This is a genomic window from Chryseobacterium sp. POE27, assembly GCF_039727685.1.
Classification (GTDB): domain Bacteria; phylum Bacteroidota; class Bacteroidia; order Flavobacteriales; family Weeksellaceae; genus Chryseobacterium.
The window spans coordinates 1,393,926-1,413,223 of the sequence record NZ_CP152475.1 but is presented as its reverse complement, the minus strand read 5'-3'; the positions used below and the strand labels follow the sequence as shown (position 1 = coordinate 1,413,223).

At 35.5% G+C, this 19,298-nt stretch carries 16 protein-coding genes; 5 read left to right on the top strand and 11 right to left on the bottom strand.

Going from position 1 to position 19,298, the window contains the following annotated elements; all coding sequences use genetic code 11:
* Window positions 1-81: 81 nt before the first annotated feature.
* The 10 genes from AAHI02_RS06530 to AAHI02_RS06485 form a co-directional block, all read right to left on the bottom strand.
* Complete coding sequence (locus AAHI02_RS06530) at window positions 82-1,227, bottom strand: hypothetical protein (protein WP_346986001.1); 1,146 nt, start codon at window positions 1,225-1,227, stop codon at window positions 82-84.
* A 41-nt stretch (window positions 1,228-1,268) separates the two neighbouring features.
* The gene (locus AAHI02_RS06525; protein WP_346986000.1) at window positions 1,269-2,471 is read right to left on the bottom strand and encodes a phospholipase D family protein; all 1,203 of its coding nucleotides are present in this window, start codon (window positions 2,469-2,471) and stop codon (window positions 1,269-1,271) included.
* A 42-nt stretch (window positions 2,472-2,513) separates the two neighbouring features.
* Complete coding sequence (locus tag AAHI02_RS06520; protein WP_346985999.1) at window positions 2,514-3,356, bottom strand: hypothetical protein; 843 nt, start codon at window positions 3,354-3,356, stop codon at window positions 2,514-2,516.
* 4 nt (window positions 3,357-3,360) lie between these two features.
* Window positions 3,361-3,843 (bottom strand): hypothetical protein, encoded by a 483-nt coding sequence (locus tag AAHI02_RS06515; protein WP_346985998.1) that lies wholly within the window; start codon window positions 3,841-3,843, stop codon window positions 3,361-3,363.
* 495 nt (window positions 3,844-4,338) lie between these two features.
* Window positions 4,339-4,962: a hypothetical protein gene (locus AAHI02_RS06510; RefSeq protein WP_346985997.1), complete on the bottom strand. Its 624-nt coding sequence runs from the start codon at window positions 4,960-4,962 to the stop codon at window positions 4,339-4,341.
* Complete coding sequence (locus tag AAHI02_RS06505; RefSeq protein WP_346985996.1) at window positions 4,962-7,517, bottom strand: N-6 DNA methylase; 2,556 nt, start codon at window positions 7,515-7,517, stop codon at window positions 4,962-4,964. The genes AAHI02_RS06510 and AAHI02_RS06505 overlap by 1 nt, the downstream gene beginning before the upstream one ends.
* The gene (locus AAHI02_RS06500) at window positions 7,486-7,914 is read right to left on the bottom strand and encodes a hypothetical protein (RefSeq protein WP_346985995.1); all 429 of its coding nucleotides are present in this window, start codon (window positions 7,912-7,914) and stop codon (window positions 7,486-7,488) included. Before AAHI02_RS06500 ends, AAHI02_RS06505 begins: the two co-directional genes overlap by 32 nt.
* A 21-nt stretch (window positions 7,915-7,935) precedes the next feature.
* The gene (locus AAHI02_RS06495; protein WP_346985994.1) at window positions 7,936-8,652 is read right to left on the bottom strand and encodes a hypothetical protein; all 717 of its coding nucleotides are present in this window, start codon (window positions 8,650-8,652) and stop codon (window positions 7,936-7,938) included.
* Window positions 8,633-10,036 (bottom strand): dGTP triphosphohydrolase, encoded by a 1,404-nt coding sequence (dgt, locus tag AAHI02_RS06490; protein WP_346985993.1) that lies wholly within the window; start codon window positions 10,034-10,036, stop codon window positions 8,633-8,635. The genes AAHI02_RS06495 and dgt overlap by 20 nt, the downstream gene beginning before the upstream one ends.
* 459 nt (window positions 10,037-10,495) lie before the next feature.
* The gene (locus AAHI02_RS06485) at window positions 10,496-11,074 is read right to left on the bottom strand and encodes a hypothetical protein (RefSeq protein ID WP_346985992.1); all 579 of its coding nucleotides are present in this window, start codon (window positions 11,072-11,074) and stop codon (window positions 10,496-10,498) included.
* A gap of 101 nt (window positions 11,075-11,175) precedes the next feature.
* On the opposite strand from AAHI02_RS06485, the gene AAHI02_RS06480 reads away from it, so the two are divergent.
* Window positions 11,176-11,388, top strand: a complete 213-nt coding sequence (locus AAHI02_RS06480; RefSeq protein ID WP_346985991.1) for a hypothetical protein — start codon at window positions 11,176-11,178, stop codon at window positions 11,386-11,388.
* 75 nt (window positions 11,389-11,463) lie between these two features.
* Here the strand turns inward: AAHI02_RS06480 and AAHI02_RS06475 are convergent, their stop codons facing one another.
* Window positions 11,464-11,772, bottom strand: coding sequence for a hypothetical protein (locus AAHI02_RS06475; protein WP_346985990.1), 309 nt, complete (start codon window positions 11,770-11,772; stop codon window positions 11,464-11,466).
* A 636-nt stretch (window positions 11,773-12,408) separates the two neighbouring features.
* Here AAHI02_RS06475 and AAHI02_RS06470 point away from each other — a divergent pair.
* From AAHI02_RS06470 to AAHI02_RS06455, 4 genes are read left to right on the top strand one after another with little or no spacing between them, the layout of a single operon-like run.
* Entirely contained in the window at window positions 12,409-15,444 is a 3,036-nt protein-coding gene (locus tag AAHI02_RS06470; RefSeq protein ID WP_346985989.1) for a SusC/RagA family TonB-linked outer membrane protein, read from the top strand.
* Window positions 15,441-16,829: a RagB/SusD family nutrient uptake outer membrane protein gene (locus tag AAHI02_RS06465; RefSeq protein ID WP_346985988.1), complete on the top strand. Its 1,389-nt coding sequence runs from the start codon at window positions 15,441-15,443 to the stop codon at window positions 16,827-16,829. The genes AAHI02_RS06470 and AAHI02_RS06465 overlap by 4 nt, the downstream gene beginning before the upstream one ends.
* Complete coding sequence (locus AAHI02_RS06460; RefSeq protein ID WP_346985987.1) at window positions 16,819-17,526, top strand: hypothetical protein; 708 nt, start codon at window positions 16,819-16,821, stop codon at window positions 17,524-17,526. The genes AAHI02_RS06465 and AAHI02_RS06460 overlap by 11 nt, the downstream gene beginning before the upstream one ends.
* Window positions 17,507-19,288 carry a prolyl oligopeptidase family serine peptidase gene (locus AAHI02_RS06455; protein ID WP_346985986.1) on the top strand — a complete coding sequence of 594 codons (1,782 nt, stop codon included), beginning with the start codon at window positions 17,507-17,509 and terminating at the stop codon, window positions 19,286-19,288. Before AAHI02_RS06460 ends, AAHI02_RS06455 begins: the two co-directional genes overlap by 20 nt.
* Window positions 19,289-19,298 lie beyond the last annotated feature (10 nt).

The following is a 19,298-nucleotide window of genomic DNA, read 5'->3' as shown; positions in this document are numbered from 1 at the left end:
TGTCAAAAAATTAGTTTATTATTTGATAAATTCAAATATATCAATGTTCATACACAGTATATTCAGTATTTTTACGGAAAACTAATGTTTGGAAATGAGATTACTATTATCAATAGTTTTCAATTCTTCAGCGACTTGTTCAAGACTCTGAAAATAGCTGATTGCTTTATCCATAAAAATATCGTAGTCCAATCTTCCTATATAATCTGGATATGGCAGTTCCGGATAACAGGATTTCCAAATTTCGAGGGCAACCTCAAGTGATAGCTTTGAAAAATGTTCTGCCTTTTCAATCCAGTCGGCAGGCTTTAGCCAAATCTGCTCCTTAGTTGGAGAGAAATGAACCGCAGAGTTCCTGAGATTCTCATAAATATTGAAAAAAGAAACAAAAGGCTCTTGGATCTGATTCTCATCAGATGTAATGATGGCAGTTTTTCCATCATTTCTTATCAATTGATGGAATCGTTCAATCTTCGATTTTAACTGTAAAAATCTACCATTCTTTTTGCCATAAAGTATTTCAGAGTCAGATTCGGATAATGTTACAGCATTTCTTTTGGCATGACTAAAACCCAAACTGTTGACAAAACATTCAACAAATGCATAAAATGAAATAACAGCTAATCTGGAATTAGCAGAGACTTCATATTTCAAATCGGTTATTTTTCGAACGGTCTCATGGTCAAAATCCTTTATTTCTTCCTGCTCGATAAGCTTTTGTTTGAAATCTCCGTATTCTTTTAGCTGATGGTAAGCCTTTTGAGCTTTGATAAGACAGTTAAATGAATCTTTAATCAGAAATTCTTCTTCAATTCCGAAATTTCCCCTGTGCGCATACAATCCAATTCTAAAGTGATACGGAATATGATTGTACGGTATAAACCCCTGAATATCCATTCTTTCCTCCAGCCATCCGTATTCCAGTCCATAGGAATAAATTTCAGAATCATCCTTGAAAAACTGATCCCAATCGGCAACAATTTCATCCAAACTCTTCCTGACAGGAAATCTTTTTAATAGAGGCGCTGCCATTTGTTCCAAATTTGACTTTATATAAGGAAGTTTTTCCAGTACCTCCTCATTCTCGGAAAATTTAAAAAAATCGTGAATATCCCCGACCATCTTACTCACCTGCTCAAAATTTACATCTGGTATGAACGAAGCCATCAGCTTTATATATACAGCAATATTGAAAACCGAATTAACTTCTCGTTCTGTATTATTCATTTAATTTAATTTTTATTTATAAATAATTTGAGAAAAAAGTCTTAAGCGTTATAATACAAACTGTCAAGAAAAGTAGATCGCGCCATGCTGATCTTCCTTTCCATTTCATCTTTGGGATGTGGTTTTTGGTACCATTCACTATCCGCAATTCGCAGAATGATTTCATTCCAATATCTCTCATGGTCCATACCGTTTCTGATAATCCTAAAATCTCTGCAGAGCGCATCTTTGTTCTTATTGTCGTAACAAATAAATACATCCGGTCTTTTCATGGCAAGCAACCTTGTACTCGTTGCTAAATAATTTCCGGGCAATGCTTTCTTAAAATGGTCCAGAAAACGATCATAGTTTGTTTTTGTAATTATTCCATCAAGAGGAATTTCATCTAAGGCAATCGATATTAGTTCATTATTATCATTTATCAGTTTGCTAAACTTGCCGGCACCTCTCATGCTGCCAAAAAAAGCCCAGTCTTTTGCGCCCGGGATTGTACGCTCCAGATCAGTGGGTAGACCGGCGATAAATTTTCTTTCATTGTTATCAAGTTCTTTAAAGTGTCTTACCTTTTGAAATAGTTCTTTAGCGATTTCAATTACTCTGATTCTTCTTTCAATAATGCGTTTACCTTCACCCAGGACATCATCCATAAATTCATCCCAAGATTTTGTTTGCAGTTCAATTTTATGGGAAGGGAGAGGTTTACCTTTTGTAGTTCCATACTGGCCAGACAAACTTTGAATCTTCGGCTGTTGAATATCCCATATCTTTCTATAGTTCTTCCAGTCTGATTCATTAAAAGTCTTTCCCAATTCGAAAGATGATCTGATAATCTCTAATGCAGACTCGTACACTTCTTTGGAATTACTGTCTTTGGCGTTGATAAGAACGCACACTTCAGTATTTTTGGTAAATGCACTTGCTGTAAAATTGGCACTGCCTACGATGAGCTCCCAATCATTTTCTTCATTGGTAAACAAATATACTTTAGGATGAAATGTTCCTTCAGGCTGCTCTATGAAACGAACATTTTCATCATCAATAAACTCGCTTATAAAATCAGGATGCGTTTGATAAAAGTGTATTCCTACTGTTAATTTATCAATTTTATACCTATAATCAGTCAGCTCTCCAAAAACTTCATTTCCTGCACTAGCCCATGCCGTCGCCCAATGGAAATTGCTATATTGTTTTATCAACCTTTTAAATTCTTTTGTAAGGTCTGACTGTTTAATTAATAGTTTCATTGAAAAATATTATTTTTTTGAACAAGTATAATTAGCTCTTGATTACACATCTCTTTTAGAATTGGTAATAAATTTTTTACCGGAAATAAGACCAAAGTAATACTGTTCATTTAAGAAGCTTAAGATATTCTTACAAGCTTTTTTATCATTAGGTAATTTTAGTTTACCATTTTCCATTTCAATATCAAGATTGAATTTTTTGGCTGATGCCATAATTTTTCTAGGAGAAGCAGAGACTATGACCTGACTTTTCTGAATTAGTGTGATTTGCTTTCTGATCATGGTATCACTATTCTCTTTAAGCCAATCTAGATCTAATTCAAAAATCGTATTGCCAGCGAACTCTTCAATTGTTTCATTGGATGCCTCTTCGAAGAAATCACTTAATGATACAATTTTATTAGCGTTAGCGTAAGATTTAAAATAAAATTTACCGTCCTGGTAAATGGCATTAACCATATTTTCTACAATGAGCGCATCTTCCTTTAATTTGTGATAAGTTGTTCCACTGTAAAAAATAACATTTTTGTTCTGAAGTAATTTTCTTTTATCAAAATTTTGAAAATAATAAATGTCATCCTCAATCCAAAAAAGAGTTTTAATATCATCTTTGGTAATATCCAAAACTTCCATACCGATTGCATTAGAATTCGCTTCAAGGACATTTTCGGGCAAATCCATTTCTACATATAATACTTCGTCCCCATCAATCTTGAAGTTTCCGTCAAAAAGAATCTCCTCTGTATCAGAGGTCATTATTGAACTTGCATTGTTGATAAAGACATTTTTAATGTGTTCGGTAATAGATTGCAACAGATCGATCTTTCTTACGGAATCATCTTTAAGAATTGCGAAAAAATTGCAAGGGGTAGAGTTTCTAGCCATAATTTTAGTTTTTAATAATCACATAATCCGTCAATTGGGAATAAGTACTTACCTGATTGGCATTGATCAATTTATTTTTAGATATCATGGTATAGGTTACATCCTTCTTGGTCGAAATTTCATAATATCGATATCCAAAAATTTTCAGACACGGATTGTAGAAGTAAGTTTTTAAATTAATTAAAATAATGACCGCCAATATGATGCACCATACTGTTAAATATGTTGTGTCCTTCTTGACCAGCTCAATACAGGGTAAAAAATAACTTAATATAAAAGTGGTCAAATTAAAATCGGCGCTTTTGATCGCCTTGATGTCAATCTTATTTTTAGTCAGATTATTTTCTGCCCATTTTATAATTAAAACACTGAATGGTAATAAAATCAAAAAGCAGAAAATAAAGTTGATACGATTGAAAACTTCCTTCCACGAATCTACGAACGTAATTGAATATCCTTCTTTATTAAGGTTAAGTATTTCAACCACTCCAACAATTAGAAGGACCGGCGAATAAGCAGAAATAACAAATAAAATTTTTATAAAATTTGAAAACATTAAGTTGTTGGTTATCAGTTTTAACTACAAATATAAAATTTAATTTTATAAAATGTTGTTAGTGCAATTTTCAAATGAATCATACCTCATAATTACGAAAAGTAAAGCTATATTAAATAACACTTTGATAATTACGGTTATCCGTAAAAGTTTCTTTTTTTTAATAATATTTGAGTTAAAATAATGATCTACATTCCTCAGACATCATTATTCTTTAGAAATATGAGAAGAGCCTAGATTTTAAAACCATGAAAAAATTGGCAATGATTTTAAGGAATTTATTGAAAAGTTGAAATTGATTTAACTAGTAAAAAAGAATATGATATTGATGGAAAATTGAGAATTTGAAGTAGTAATATCTATAAGAGTTTGTAAATCACTATCATTTTATATAATCAAATTTCTATTACAATGTACCTTAAGTATTTAAAATAATGGTATCCAGAAATGGTGCATTTCAAATATACCTTTGCTTTCATCATCGTACTTATGCGTCGATATAAATTCATGCTCGTTATCACATTTTAATAGCAGTGAATCATCTGGGTAGAATTTTGAAATTTTGTCATTTACAAGCTTTAGCCATTCAATGATTGACTGATTTTCTACAAACGCAATCATACCATTTTTTTTTATATTATCCCTACCATGAATTGCAGCTTTATATCGCTCTATTCCCCCGGAAGTTTTATTATTAGGACCCAGGTTATCACTTATAACGTACTCCTCATCTTTTAATGTTTTATATTTCGGAAGTCTCTTAGCCTCAGCGTAAAATATCCTAGTGTAATTATCGTCATTTAAATAAAAATATATATCTTCTCTGGCAGTACTACTAATATTTTCATGTTCTTTTTGAACACCAATCCATTTTTTATTATCAAGTCTACTAGTTCCAATTATATTAAAAGTATCAACTAATGTTTGAGTGTTAAGTCCTTCACGTAAACCTTTCTTTAAATGTGTTTTTTTTTCAGTGATACCTTGACGTATTATGTATAATACGTCATTTAAATATTTATGACTTGGTGAAATAAAATCAAATTTCATTAATAACCATTTTTAAACATTTCACTTTTAACATTTTCAGCGTCTCGAAAAGCAATACTTCTCATCCAATATTTTAACTTATTAGGTTTTATAAAACTAATCTGATTATTAAATCCAAAGTAGACAATAACATTATTAATTATTAAAGCGTTGTCCGATGAATTGTCTTGCAATATTTGATTAAATAATAAACCTGTAGCTGTAGTTAGATTATTCTGTATTAACTTATTTTTGTCTGAGTGTTCAAAAGTCACCCAAATATAGGACTCATTGATGATTTGCCTAACTGTTCTAAACTTAAAGTCTTCTTGTTGGTAGGTGAAATTTAAAATTTCACAAAATATTTTTGCATAACTAGTAACTATTTCTTGATCAATTTTACTATATATTATGCTATCAGATTTATACAATGAATCGGCTATTAATTCGGAATCTTCTATCAATATTTTGTCGAAATCATCTAAAATTTTAAATGATTTTAAGTTATTATTTTGATCAAAAATTAAAGGTAATCTTAAAATATCTTGTCTATTAATAGAGTATGCACCACCTTGTTGTATATATGTTTTTGGTGATAGTATTTTTATTAAAAATATATATAATTCTCTGTTAGCCTTAAAAATCTGAACGAAATTTTTCATTACATCCAAATTTTCTGATTTCAGATTCAAGACTCCATTAGGAATCATTATATCAGATGTGTTAAGTACTATTGGTAAATTTACATTGACATTTAGACGTATAAGAATGTTGGGAGGGTAAAAACCATTTTTAGGTATCCTTACCCAATCTTCCTTGTCTACTACTGTTATTGCTTCTGCAATGCTGTCACTAGAAAATGCTGTTGAATCTAGGTTTTTCTTTCCTGCTAGATTTACAACTTTTCCAGTGGCGCGATGTTCTGGATTGTCAATCACATCATTATCACGGGTATATCCTATATTTGCGGTGAAATTGTGATGTTTTAAATAGTCTTCTATAGATGGATAATTGTTAAATTTTTCAACAAATGAATGAAGTCTTCCTCCTCCTAATAAATTTAATTTCCAAATATTTTTTTTTGTAAAAATCAAACTGTACGGGATTCGAAATTTGTCGTATTTGTCAACTTGAAAGCGTATAGCACCTTTTTCGTTAGCTGATGAATTTCTTATAATTATATGTTCTACGGTTTTCTGCTTATTATGACTAGAATTATTTAATTTAACAGCTACTGTTGCAACTTTTGTTTTTCCCCATAGATGTTCGCGTAAAGGAGTGAAGTCGTACACTCTTTCTAAGTTCCATCTGGTCATTAATGATTTTCTATATTCAAAGGATTTTGTTGTATGTAGAAATGTAGCCGCAGGCATAATCATGTAAATTACTCCTTCTGGTTTTAATAGTTTTTCTAAGCTTTTATGTAAGAAAATTATTGCAGGATTGCTATCAGGAAAAGATTGTTTTTTATTATTATAATCAAAAAAAGTCTCTTTAGTGAAATCATCATCTATATTTTTTTTAATATTTTTAAGCATTTCTGACTTTGAAATATTAAAAGGTGGATTGCCGGCAATAATGTCAAATTTATTATTATTTATTTTGTACCATTTTGCAAAACCTTGATTTGTTAAATTTCCTAAAGACTCTAAACTGTCAAATGTCAAATTTTCCCAAATCTCTTTAGGCTTAATATGACTTGATAATTCGATTTGAAGTGAGGTAGCTGTAATTGATAACGCATCTTCATTAATGTCTACACCAAAAATACAATTTGAAAGAATGGATTTGATAGCAGTTATGTCTCTCTCTCCACGAATTGATGATTTTTTATTTTTTATCATCCACAAAGTTATTAGCCTTTTGTATGCTAAAACCAAAAAGATTCCAGAACCACATGACGGATCTAATAACTTAAATGTATTGAAGTCTAAATCTTTATCAAATGGCAATAATTCATTTATAAGGAGTCTAGCTAAATGAGGTGGGGTATAAAATGCTCCAGTACTCTTTTGCTTGTCATCTATTGCTACAACAAATCTTTCGTATAGACGGCTTATAAATTCAATCGGTAGCAGATTAAAGTCATAATATCTCCATATAGACATTTGACCGTTTAATTCCTTATTGCCATCTAATGCATCGGCAATAATATTAAAATCAGCTTTTTTAAGATTATCTAACTCCTTTTCAGAAAGATTAAAAATTCCGCCTTTAAATTTGTCATTTAGAAAATTCAGTAGTCCTATTATGTCATTACCACGTAGAACATCACAAAAATTGTTTTTCTCAACAGTGCTCTTCGTAGAACTAATAATATATGTATCAAAGAAATTTTTTTCAAATACACTATTTCCAAATTCGTCAAGTTGCTCCTCTAAATATTTGATTAGTATAAATTTGACAAGAATTTTTTTTAAAAGCGTTAACTCGCAGCCAATTGCTGTGTGCCTATTTAAAATCTGCACTTCAATATGGTTTAGAAGTTTTTGATAGGGTGAAACACTTACATAGTCCGCAGGAGATTCCTCTAAAATATAGCCTTCAAAAAATTCTTTTTTTAAGTTTATTGTCAATGTACTTTATCGTATCTGTAAGGCCGTCAAGGTAATATGGTTGTTTCTCATTAATTATTGGATTTCTAGTGTCTATAATTTTGAATCCATCGGAATAAATTATTACAGCTAAAGCAATTTCGCCCATTGTCCAAAGTTGCCTATTAATTTCAACTAAATCTAAGTTTTTGTTGTCTTTGGTTAATCTTTGGTCATATATATAAATAAATGGTACGGGATTATTTTCTACTATATCATTGAAGCAATAAAAATAATCAGCATTGACAGCCTCAGCTTGTGTCCTGTAATATTCTAAAAGATTTTCGTCAAAGCAATTATCAACGGAATACAAATTATTTTCGTATTCTGAAATATCCAAGACTTTAAATATAGAATTATTATTTTTTTTTGGAGACATTTTTTTGAATAAATGATATGATTAAGGAGTCTTTTTTAGCTTATTTACTTCTTCAGTCAGATAATCTGTACTGTACTTTATTTTTTTGAAGTGCTTCACTTGAATATTTTCTAGTTTTTCATAATATGCTTCGAAATTTGTAATGATGTAAGTTTTTAATTTTTCACCAAAACTGAGATTTAGTTTATCTCGGTAATAAAAGCTATTGACAATACATAATTCAGGATAAAGATTTTTTGTTGATACTATTTCAATTTTTTTATCTCTAAGAAATCTTAAAAAATTTATTCCTATAATAAATTCTCTATGATTTAGAGAAAATATTATTGACGAGAAGTTGAAAAAAGTAGTTTGCGGAAGTGTGTTTAAAAAATCAAATTCAAATTTAAGTTGTCCCTGGGTCAATGCCCATGTTTTTTTTATAACCCAAATATCAATTGTATATGAATCCATAGTAATTTTATAACCACCAAAACTATTTTTATAATATATGATGTCTTCAAAATCCAATTCAAGTGAAATATCATCTTCAATTATTAAATCGATGTCCCGAAAAATACCTTCAGTATTCATAAAATAATCACGAATAATGCCACTAAATATATATACTTTAGTCCTTAATTTAAGACTATTAACAAAATCTCTAACAGTTTTTGGAATATTGTCATAGAAGTAACAGAGAAATATTTCTGATTTTTCATTTACTTCCTCTTCTAGTTTAGATAATCTTTTGGCCACTAATTTTTTGATAATGATTTAAAGCGTATTGATCTGTCATACCTGAAATGAAATCGACGATTACTCTTAATTTATAATAATCTGGAAGCTTGTCTATAGAATAATCATCAAAAATATTATTCTCTTCGAATGCTACTCTCAATGTACTTTCAGAAATAAGCTGTGTAGCTCTTTTTCTATATTTTTTATCTGGATGAAAAATAAAATAAATATAATAATCCAGAAGACCTTTGATTACAGAGTGTCCTGTAATTTCCAAAGAATTAATTTCTCGATATTTAAAAATTTTATCTTGACAAAGTTCTTTTAAAGCTACGGCTAAACCTTCATCATCTTTAAAAATTAATTCCTCGTGAAAATTTCCTGATTCAATATCATTTAGATAAGTAATAAAGTTTTCAACCGCAATAATCACTAGTTGCTGCATAATGTGAATTCTAAAATTCACAATTTTTGTCATATCATTTTTATAAAAATTATTCTTATCCTCAAAAATTTCTTTTAGTTTATCTTTAACTCGAGGTATATTCTTTAATTTATTGTAATAATCATCTATAGATAACAAACTTTTTGAAAAACCATCTTCTAAATCTATTGTTAAATAACATATAGAATCAGCTGCTTCCATTAAGTAACATAATGGATGTCTAATTATATCATCATTAAACTCTAAACCACATTCTTTTGCTATTTGCTTAAAATAATCAATTTCGGAATAGAAGACACCAATTTTGTGCTTGGAAATTTTACTTTCTTCTATTGAGCTGTAATTTGGATATTTTATGTACGAGCCCAATGTTGCGTAGGTTAAATTTAGGCCGAATACATCATTAAGGATTTGAAGTTTAGTAACAACTCTTAAACCTTGAGCGTTTCCATCAAAATTGATAAAGTCATTAAGTTGTTCTTTTGAAAGGACAATAGTCATCTCATCTTCTGATCTGGAAAGACCTTCGGTACTTTCAACAATGATATTTTTGCGAAGTAAGTCCTTAAAATAGTTTTGGATTACAGTTTCTCCAAAATGCCCAAAAGGTGGATTTCCGATATCATGAATTAAACAGCTATTTTTTAATAACACTGGTATTTCCCTAAACAATTCGTACTTATCTTTACTAAATTTTTGCTGAAATTGCTGATTTTCGCATAATTTAACACCTAGCGAATAGCCTATTGCCATCACTTCCATTGAATGTGTTAATCGAGAATGAATATTATCATCAGTTGTTAAGGGGAATACTTGGGTTTTATCATGCATTCTTCTTAAAGCTGGACTGAAAATTATTCGGCCAAAATCGCTTTCAAAATCATTTCTTGCATCTTTAGGATCCCGTCCAGTAGTCTGCCTAAGTCTATTGTTATTTAAAAATTTATCCCAGCTCATCTTATTATCTCATTAGTTTTTTTTATTGATTCAAATATACTAAAAGATTAATCGATTTACATAACTACAATGAACAGATAAATTTTAATTTGAGAAGGACAATTTTAAAGAAATTTAAGCTAGTTTACAAAATGTTCGATAAAGGTAGATGTGTTAAAAACCTATATATAAACTAAAGTTTATTGTAGCAATTTTAGTTTTAAATAAAATGACTGTAATTATAATGCTCTCGTTTAAAAAAGATATTATTCTGCCCCCATTTATACCTTAATTTTATACTAAGCTTTAATCCACTTCTAATTTCACGTTTATTTAAATGCATTATCAATTTTTCGTTAATAAGATAGAAATGGAAGTTTATAAAAGTGACCTAATCTACACTACAAAGAAATTGGAAGGTAAAAAATAATTCTGACAATCATAGTAATTTATTCATAGTAATTTGTTCCTACAAACTTATTACGATAGCTGTCCTTTTGATTCTCTTTTCACTTTTTCCCATTCTTTTTTTAGCAAAGATTGAATATCAATTACTAAATCATTAATCACTTTATTTGCTTCTTCAATATCCGATTTTGATTTATATTCACTTTTGTAAAAATCAATGAAGAAGCGAATCAAATTTAATGTTCCGGAATCTTCAATTGGATTAAAACGCAATTGTAAAATATACAATTTTTTCACAATTGTTTCATACTCGACTTGTTCTTTGAATTTTAATGAATTTTTTGTAATAGAATCAAAATAGTGTAATTGATATTTGTAGTTAGTGTCAGCAATATAACTTTCGTCCGGGTTTTGTGATTCTATTTGGTCAATTTCATATTTATAAAATATTAAAGTCTCTGAAATAACTGCAATCAAATCAGAAATATCAGTTCTGATTATAGACAGCCATTTAATACGTTCTGATGTTATTGTGTCAATGTACTTGCCTTTTTTAGAATTTTGTCTCGTATAATAGATATTTATACAGGTTGCGACGAATGTTAAAATAACTCCAGATGGTAAAATATATGTATTAAAGAAGTCTTTCACTTTTAAAAATATTAGGTTCTTAATTAAAAATATTCTCAAAAGTACAAAATTATCACACCTCATAGAAGTTGTAATTTCTTACCTTTACAAAAACCACAAATATGAAAACACTAAAAATCTACAGCGCACTTGCAACAATCGCAATCATCACATTATCCGTATTTCTTTATCAAAACAATACAAAACTCAGTAATTCTGAAAAAAAGATAAAACAAAACGAAAAGGAGTTGCAACAAAAAGCAAAAGAATTAACAGAAACAGAAGAAATTCTCGAACAATGCTCTGACCGGTACTACGAGGAAATCGGAAAATAAGATTTATTCCTGATATTAATCGGGAATTTATATAATAGAAATTATAGGAAAGAAATGAAAATTATTAAGATTATATTATAAATGTTCATTCAAATACATTTTTATTTCTTCTTCTGAAATGGCATCGAACGTTTTTCCAAAGTCAGTCATAGTAAAACCCATAGCTTCAACGATGCTGATTAAAGTTTTAGCTTTTGGAGATGTTTTACCGTTCAAAGTGTCATTGATTGTTGCTTTTCGTAATAATGCATTTGAAGCAAGTCCGTGATAGCTGTAAACAATTTTCTTATCCTTAACTTCTATTTGGAGATTTTTACCTTTCTCCAAAAGCTTTTTTAAGGATATAATTATTTTAAACTTGTTAATATTTTCTTCGGTTATCACAAGTGCAATTAACGATTTCAAAAAAAAATATCGTTACGTTATGGCGTACCGATATTTTTTGTATATTTGAAATTAATGTTAACAATAGAAAAGTTTGTTAACTTTGCGATACTTCAACGAATAATAGAAGCTATTGCTTAGAATCTCAATTCGAAAACTGGTAATTTAAGTATACGAGATGATAAGCTAGAAGCTCACGACCTAGGCGTGGGCTCTCTTATCTGTATACAAGGTATACCAGTACCCCGAATTGGATAATGTAGAGTTCCACGCCGTTTTATTTTCCTATGCAGTCCGCTTTTCTACAACCTAAGCACCTTCAAAACATAGTATCATTGACACGATACAATGAGGTGTACAACTCATTGCGGCTTTTAAAGCTTTTCACGGGACACAATTTCATTCATATTAAATGGCTTTCAGGTGCCTTGCGGTTATCTTAGGCGAAATCCTTTACCAAAGGGCACTGCGAAAGTTTTGTTTTCAAATACCTGAATCCAGTAGTAATAATAAAAAGAAGAAATGAAATAGAATTATCCTCATGATAAAAAAAAGCTCCTCCCATAAGTTTGCAGACCCGGGAAAGAGCTAGAGTTTATTCGAGGATTTTAATAAAATTAAAACCCATACAAAACTATGAAAAAATCCTATTCTAACATAGGAGGCATCGGTCTTGTGTTTATGGTTACTGCAATATGCGGCAACATTAAAGCGCAGACCAGGACAGTGACGGGAACCGTTACTGTCGGAGAGGATCAATCACCGCTTTCGGGAGTTATGGTCTCTCTGGAAGGTAGTGACCATTTTACCCTTACAAATTCAAAAGGCATATATCAATTAGAAATAACAGGAGAAAATCCATCAATCATCTTTCGGCATCCTGAATATGCGGAAAAGAAGATCGCTCTTGACGGTAGAACAATTTTCAATCTTAAGCTGGATCGAAAGGAACAGAGCATTGAGGAAGTGGTTGTCAATGCGGGATATTATAAAGTGCGTGATAAAGAGCGTACGGGGAGTATTGCTCGGGTCTCCGCTAAGGAGATCGAGAACCAGCCTGTGTCGAATGTGTTGTCTTCGGTACAGGGAAGAATGAGCGGGGTGTCGATCACGCAGAACTCGGGGACGCCGGGAGGCGGGTTTGATATACAGATCAGGGGGAAGAACAGCATCAGGCGTGAAGGAAATGAGCCGCTTTATATCATCGATGGTGTGCCTCAGGCTTCTGAAACGCCTTCATTATACAGTACATCCATTCTTCCGTGGTCTTCTATCAATCCCCTGAATGCGATCAATCCGAATGACATCGAAAGTTTTGAGGTGCTGAAGGATGCGGATGCGACGGCTATCTACGGAAGCAGGGGCGCAAACGGAGTAGTTATTGTGACCACGAAAAAGGGAAAGAAGGGGAGATCGGAGTTAAAGCTGAACACGTCTTATTCTTTAAGTAGTATCGCAAGACGGATGGAGATGATGAATACAGAGCAGTATCTTGCTATGAGAAAACAGGGGTTTCAGAATGACAACGTGCCGATTCCGGCAACGATGTATGATATCAATGGGAAGTGGGATCAGAACCGCTATACAGACTGGCAGCAGGAATTGATCGGCAGGACGGCAGATGCTTATGCTGTTCAGCTGTCACTGGGAGGTGGTTCTGAAACAACTTCTTATCAGGTGAGCTATGGGCATACGGAGCAGACGACCGTATTTCCTGCTGATTTCAGGTACCGGACGAATAACATCAACAGTAATTTCAATTACTACACCCCGGACCGGAGGCTTGAGCTTAGTGTAGTCAACAGCATGTCGTTTAACAGCAATAATGTACAGAACGAAGACCTGACCCGTAGGAGTATTATGCTGAGTCCGAATGCGCCGGCACTTTATGATCAGTATGGAAACATCAACTGGGAGAACGGCACCTTCAGCAATCCGGTAGCGGCGTTGCGAAGCGAATACCTGAACAAGACGGCTTACTTTAATAACGGGATGAATATGAGCTATAAGCTGTTTCCGTTTTTGTCCCTCAAGATGAACGGTGGCATCACCTATCAGAATTTCGAGGAGCGTTCCCTGAAACCCCACACGATGTACAGTCCCATAACGGGGTACACCAGCCTGAATTCCGTATCGTCCAAAAACAATCAGACCAACTTCTCCTATATCCTGGAACCGCAGATCGTGGGGAACTATACTTATAAGAACCACCGCTTTGAAATGCTGATCGGAGCGACCTTGCAGAAGACTAATACCGAGCAGGGTGCCATACAGGGCACTGGTTTTGAGAGCAATGAGCTGATCTCGAACATTGGAGCGGCAAAGACGAAGACGATATCTGACCAGGTGCGGACCGAGTATAATTATACTGCTGTGTTTGCAAGGTTCAACTACCAGCTTAAAATGAGGTATATTCTCAACCTGACCGGAAGACGGGATGGGTCGAGCCGTTTCGGGCCTTCTAACCGTTTCGGAAACTTTGGGGCGATAGGGGCTGCGTGGCTGTTCTCAGAGGAGAAAGCGATCAAGCAGATTAAATGGCTGAGCTTCGGAAAACTGCGTGCAAGTTTGGGAACTTCCGGAAACGACAAAATAGGGGACTACCAGTTCCTGGATACCTATACGGTATCTCCCAATATTTATAATGGCGTGACGGCATTAGCTCCATCACGGCTTTACAATCCCAACTTCAGCTGGGAGAAAACGCTAAAGAGGGAAGTGGCACTGGAACTGGGGTTCTGGAATGGCAGTGTCAATGTGTCAGGAGGTTATTATGACAACACCTCATCGAACCAGCTGGTGGGAATTCCGCTTCCTTCGACGACAGGATTTCCTTCCATACAGGCGAATCTGCCTGCCAAGGTCAGGAACAGCGGCTGGGAATTCGACACGTCTTTCAGGGTGGCCAGAACTTCAAACTTCAGCTATGATACTTCGGTTAACATCACGGTGCCCCGTAACGTACTGGTAGATTTTCCAAATCTTGAGGGTTCTACCTATGCCAGCCAGTATATGGTCGGTTATCCTACTACGATTGCCAAAGTGTACCAGTATGAAGGGATCGATCCTGCCACTGGACTCTACCGGTTCAGGGATTTTAACGGGGACGGCAAGATCACCAGTCCGGACGATAACAAAATGGTTGAGAAGCTGGGTGTTCAGATGTTCGGAGGTTGGTCAAACAACCTCAGGTTTGGTAACTGGTCAGCGTCTTTTCTCTTTCAGTTCGTGAAGCAGAGGAACTGGAATTATAACAGGCAGATGCTGATTCCGGGAGCGCTGAGCAATCAGCCGATTGAGGTTCTCGATGCCTGGTCGGCTTCAAATCCGGGAGGTACCTACATGGAATATTCCGCAGTGTACAACCCTCAGAAGAGCGCCCTGCATTCGCAGTTTCAGAACTCGACGGCAGCGGTGAGCGATGCCTCATACATCCGCCTCAAGAATGTGCAGTTGAACTACCGCATTCCCGTTGAGAAGATGGGAATACAGGAAGCGATGGTGTATGTGCAGGGACAGAACCTTTTGACTATTACTAATTATTTCGGGCTGGACCCGGAATTTATCCTGACGGGATTTCTTCCTCCGCTGAAAACATATTCTGTAGGATTTCAGCTGACTTTTTTAACGTGTACCGGATTATTCAATGAACTTAAATCTATTTTACAATGAAGACTTTTCATAACATCACCATATTCAATACATTCATCATGATCACAGTTATGCTGAGCACCATATCCTGTGAGAAACTGATCGGAACGGATTTTCCGAATAACCAGCTGGCAACAGGGCAGGTATTCGAGGATGAGCAGACCGCGGAAGCTGCCCTGGCAGGATTATACTCGGGACTGTGGAACAATTCCGTTATCTCGGGGACTGCCGACGGGGCAGGCCTGGCCCTGGGAACGTATGCTGACGACATCACCTGCCTCTCCACGACAGGCAGCAATGGTATTGTGGACATCTATAATAATCAGCCACTGCCTACCAATACCTCGGTCAGTGCTGTATGGTCGACTGCCTACCAACAGGTTTATATGGCCAACAGCATCATCGAAGGGGTAAGGAACTCCAAAAGCCTTTCCGCGCAGGCAAAGGAAAGGATTACAGGAGAGGCCCTGTTTATCAGGTCGCTGCTGTATTTTTACCTGTACCAGATTTACGGCGAGATTCCTTATACCGATACGACGGATTATGTCTACAATACAACTCTGGACAGGATGCCGATGAACACATTTCTGGTAAGGCTGGAAACAGATATTTCTGAGGCGGTCAACCTGCTGCCGTCTGCTTATCGCAATGCTGAGCGCATCTACGTGAATAAGGCTGTCGGTTATGTTCTGTTGGCCAAGCTGAAGATGAACCTCGGCAAATGGCAGGAAGCGGAAGTACTCTGCCAGACAATACTTCAGACCTCGGGGTATTCTTTTCAGAACGATCTCTCCAAGGTGTTTCTTAAAAGCAGTCCCCATATCATCTGGCAGCTGAAGCCTAAGAACAATAATGATCCTACAAAAGAGGCAACGGTCTATAATTTTGTTTCAGCTCCCGGAGCATTTGTTCTGAATCCTGACCTGATCAGTTCATTTGCAGCCAATGATCTTCGGCGGCAGTATTATTTTACGGCAGTTCCTTACGGCTCGCAGACCAACTACAAACAGACCAAGTATAAGATTACAACAGCGACCAATACGACGGAATATTCGGTCATCTACCGCCTGGAAGATGTATACTTAATGATGGCAGAAGCCCTTGTAAAGCAAAACAAGGTGAGCGCCGCTGTCCCTTTTATTAATCCAACAAGGCAAAGGGCAGGACTGACCGCATTGGATGCATCGGTTTCTCAGGAGCAGGCAATGACCGAGATCAAGGCTGAAAGACGGAGAGAGTTCTTTATTGAACGTGGCAACAGATTCCTTGATCTGAAACGATGGGGGCAGCTTGATGTGCTGAAAGCGGTGAAGCCCAACTGGCAGACCTTCCACCAATACTGGCCGTTGCCGCAAAAAGAAATGCTGCTCAATGCTAACCTGAATCCTCAGAACGATGGATATTAGAAAGTGTAGTGTAAGTAGTATTGCACCAGGGTGCTGGAGAATGCAATTCAATCCGTTTGGTTATACGCTGAGTATAAGACACCGGTCGGGTATTGTTCGCAGGCTCGCGATCAGGATGCATACGCCTATCATAGTAGTTTTATTACTGCTATTATTTTTTATTCCAGCCAAGGTGCCGGGTCAGGATTACCACAGCCCGGAACAGCTGGTCGACAGATCAGAAGAGGTGAAAATGCTGAGCACTTCGGATAACGGTCATTGGTTGGGATACTATATAGATCAAAGTGATGGTAAGCGGAGAAAAATGAGGGTTCAGAGTACGATTAATCCGGATAAGATCATTGAACGTTCAGGAATCAATATGTGGAGATTTGTGAAGAATATGGTGGCAATCAGAACAGGAGACAGGATGGAATATCTTGATCCTGAAACAGGTCAGTCACAAACTTTCGAACAAGTGAAATCATTTGACTATGATCAGCATCAGGATGTGTTGCTGATCTGTACAAATGAAGGGAATAATCAGAACTTAGGGCTGTATGATACCCAGGGGCGTTTCTTCCAGGTTCTGGATAATGTCTCTTCTTATTCCTTTAACAGTTCCAAGCTTATTGTCAGAAGAAAGGCAGATGAAATGAACGAAGTGTGGGTGATGCAAAAAAAGAAAGCTCATCAGGTTGTACTCGACAAAGGATGAATTGAGAACTGTATTGCCATCAGGAATGCGAAGTGGAGGCTATGTGATCAATATCCGACGACAGGGCAAAGCCGAGCGCATGTATATATCTGATGATCTTAAGCAGTATCAATTTACGGAAAACGGGTACAGTAATTACGAAGAAATGTCAGTTGTATCTTCCCGGGCAGAAGATCGAGTGATCCTTAAGTTAACGCATATTGTTCCAAAGGAAAAAGGCTTGGTTGACATCTGGTACGGAACCGACTTTAACCTGGCAAAGCATGTGCGACCTACCCGTGAAACGCTCCAGGTCGAATGGAATCCTTTCACGAACGAACAAACACTGTTAACTGATCCGAGTTACTTTGGGGAGACGGCCATAGGAAACGGTCTCTATCTGAAATATGCCGTTGACAAAGAGCAGGTAGACGTCATGGACAAAGCAGCCGGAAAGGGATTTGATAAGCTGTACCTATGGAATGCGGTTACTGATGTTTATACTTTTATCGCTGATGTCCGGAAACAGGTGGTCATTGCTCCGGATGGTAAATTCCTTTTAATAGAACAGCCGGGAAGATGGAGAATTTTTAATACAGGGAATCTGATGGCCGAAGATCTCACTGTTTCTGAATCGGCAAGCCCTTATTTTATCAGTTCAGATACTGTACTCTGGACCGAAGGGGCAAGAGTGTTTAAGATGAATCTTCAAACCGAGGCAATTAAGGATATTTACAGGGTGAAAGACGGAAATATTGAATTGCTGAATTATGACCGGATCTCCACGGAATTGCAGTATCCCCGGGATTTCAGGTCTGTGGATGTTAAGCAGGGACTGTTGTTGAGGATCACTCATCAAGGTGACAATACGCAGTCTTATGCGTGGTTTAAAAATGGAAAGGTGTCAGTAATTATTCCTCGGACAAAAGACCATATAACTGAATTCGCAAAAATGAGGTATCAAGACGATTTTTACTGGATCCAGGAAAACTACAATCAGCTTCCTGAAATCAAAATCAAGAAAGGCAATGAAAACTGCAAAACGGTGTATGTTTCCAATACCGGATTGGAAATCATGAAAAATGCCGATGCCAGGAAGCTTTATTATAAAGGTGCTGATGGTGAGCAGGTCAGCGGAACTTTACTTATGCCGCTGCATTACGACCCGTCAAAGAAATATCCGGTTGTTGTTCACATCTATGAGAAGCAGGATTATCTCACCAACAGGTTTCTGAGACCGTCCTTCGCCAACCCTACGGGATTTAATATTGCCTTATTGATCGCATCTGGTTTTTCAGTTTTCCTGCCGGATATTTCCGCTTCCGATAAAGGTCCGGGAATCTCAGCATTGGAGAGTGTCAACAATGCACTGGATGAATTGGAGAAAATTGAAAATGTGGATATGCAGAAAGTAGGTCTGATAGGTCAGTCTTTCGGCGGTTACGAAACAAATTTTATTGCGACGCAGTCCAAACGTTTTGCTGCTTATATATCGGGGTCATCAGTCTCTGATGTTATCAGGACCTATTATGCATTCAACGAAAACTTCAATGCACCGGATTACTACAGATACGAAGGTGGTCAGAATAATTATAAATACACGCTGGCTGAGAATCCGCAGAAATATATCGTGAATAATACCATTATGTATGCTCAGAATATCAATGCACCCATGTTGCTCTGGGCTGGGAAAGATGACGGAAATGTGAGTCCTGAAGGTATCAGGTCACTATATATTGCCCTTCGAAAATACAGGAAGCCTGTCGTTGCACTTTTTTTATGAGAAGGAAAGA

Bases quoted from the DNA above. Each gene is read 5' to 3' on its own strand.
- AAHI02_RS06530 (WP_346986001.1), bottom strand. From the start codon at position 1,227: ATGAATAATACAGAACGAGAAGTTAATTCGGTTTTCAATATTGCTGTA.
- AAHI02_RS06525 (WP_346986000.1), bottom strand. From the start codon at position 2,471: ATGAAACTATTAATTAAACAGTCAGACCTTACAAAAGAATTTAAAAGG.
- AAHI02_RS06520 (WP_346985999.1), bottom strand. From the start codon at position 3,356: ATGGCTAGAAACTCTACCCCTTGCAATTTTTTCGCAATTCTTAAAGAT.
- AAHI02_RS06510 (WP_346985997.1), bottom strand. From the start codon at position 4,962: ATGAAATTTGATTTTATTTCACCAAGTCATAAATATTTAAATGACGTA.
- AAHI02_RS06500 (WP_346985995.1), bottom strand. From the start codon at position 7,914: ATGTCTCCAAAAAAAAATAATAATTCTATATTTAAAGTCTTGGATATT.
- dgt (WP_346985993.1), bottom strand. From the start codon at position 10,036: ATGAGCTGGGATAAATTTTTAAATAACAATAGACTTAGGCAGACTACT.
- AAHI02_RS06480 (WP_346985991.1), top strand. From the start codon at position 11,176: ATGAAAACACTAAAAATCTACAGCGCACTTGCAACAATCGCAATCATC.
- AAHI02_RS06470 (WP_346985989.1), top strand. From the start codon at position 12,409: ATGAAAAAATCCTATTCTAACATAGGAGGCATCGGTCTTGTGTTTATG.
- AAHI02_RS06465 (WP_346985988.1), top strand. From the start codon at position 15,441: ATGAAGACTTTTCATAACATCACCATATTCAATACATTCATCATGATC.
- AAHI02_RS06460 (WP_346985987.1), top strand. From the start codon at position 16,819: ATGGATATTAGAAAGTGTAGTGTAAGTAGTATTGCACCAGGGTGCTGG.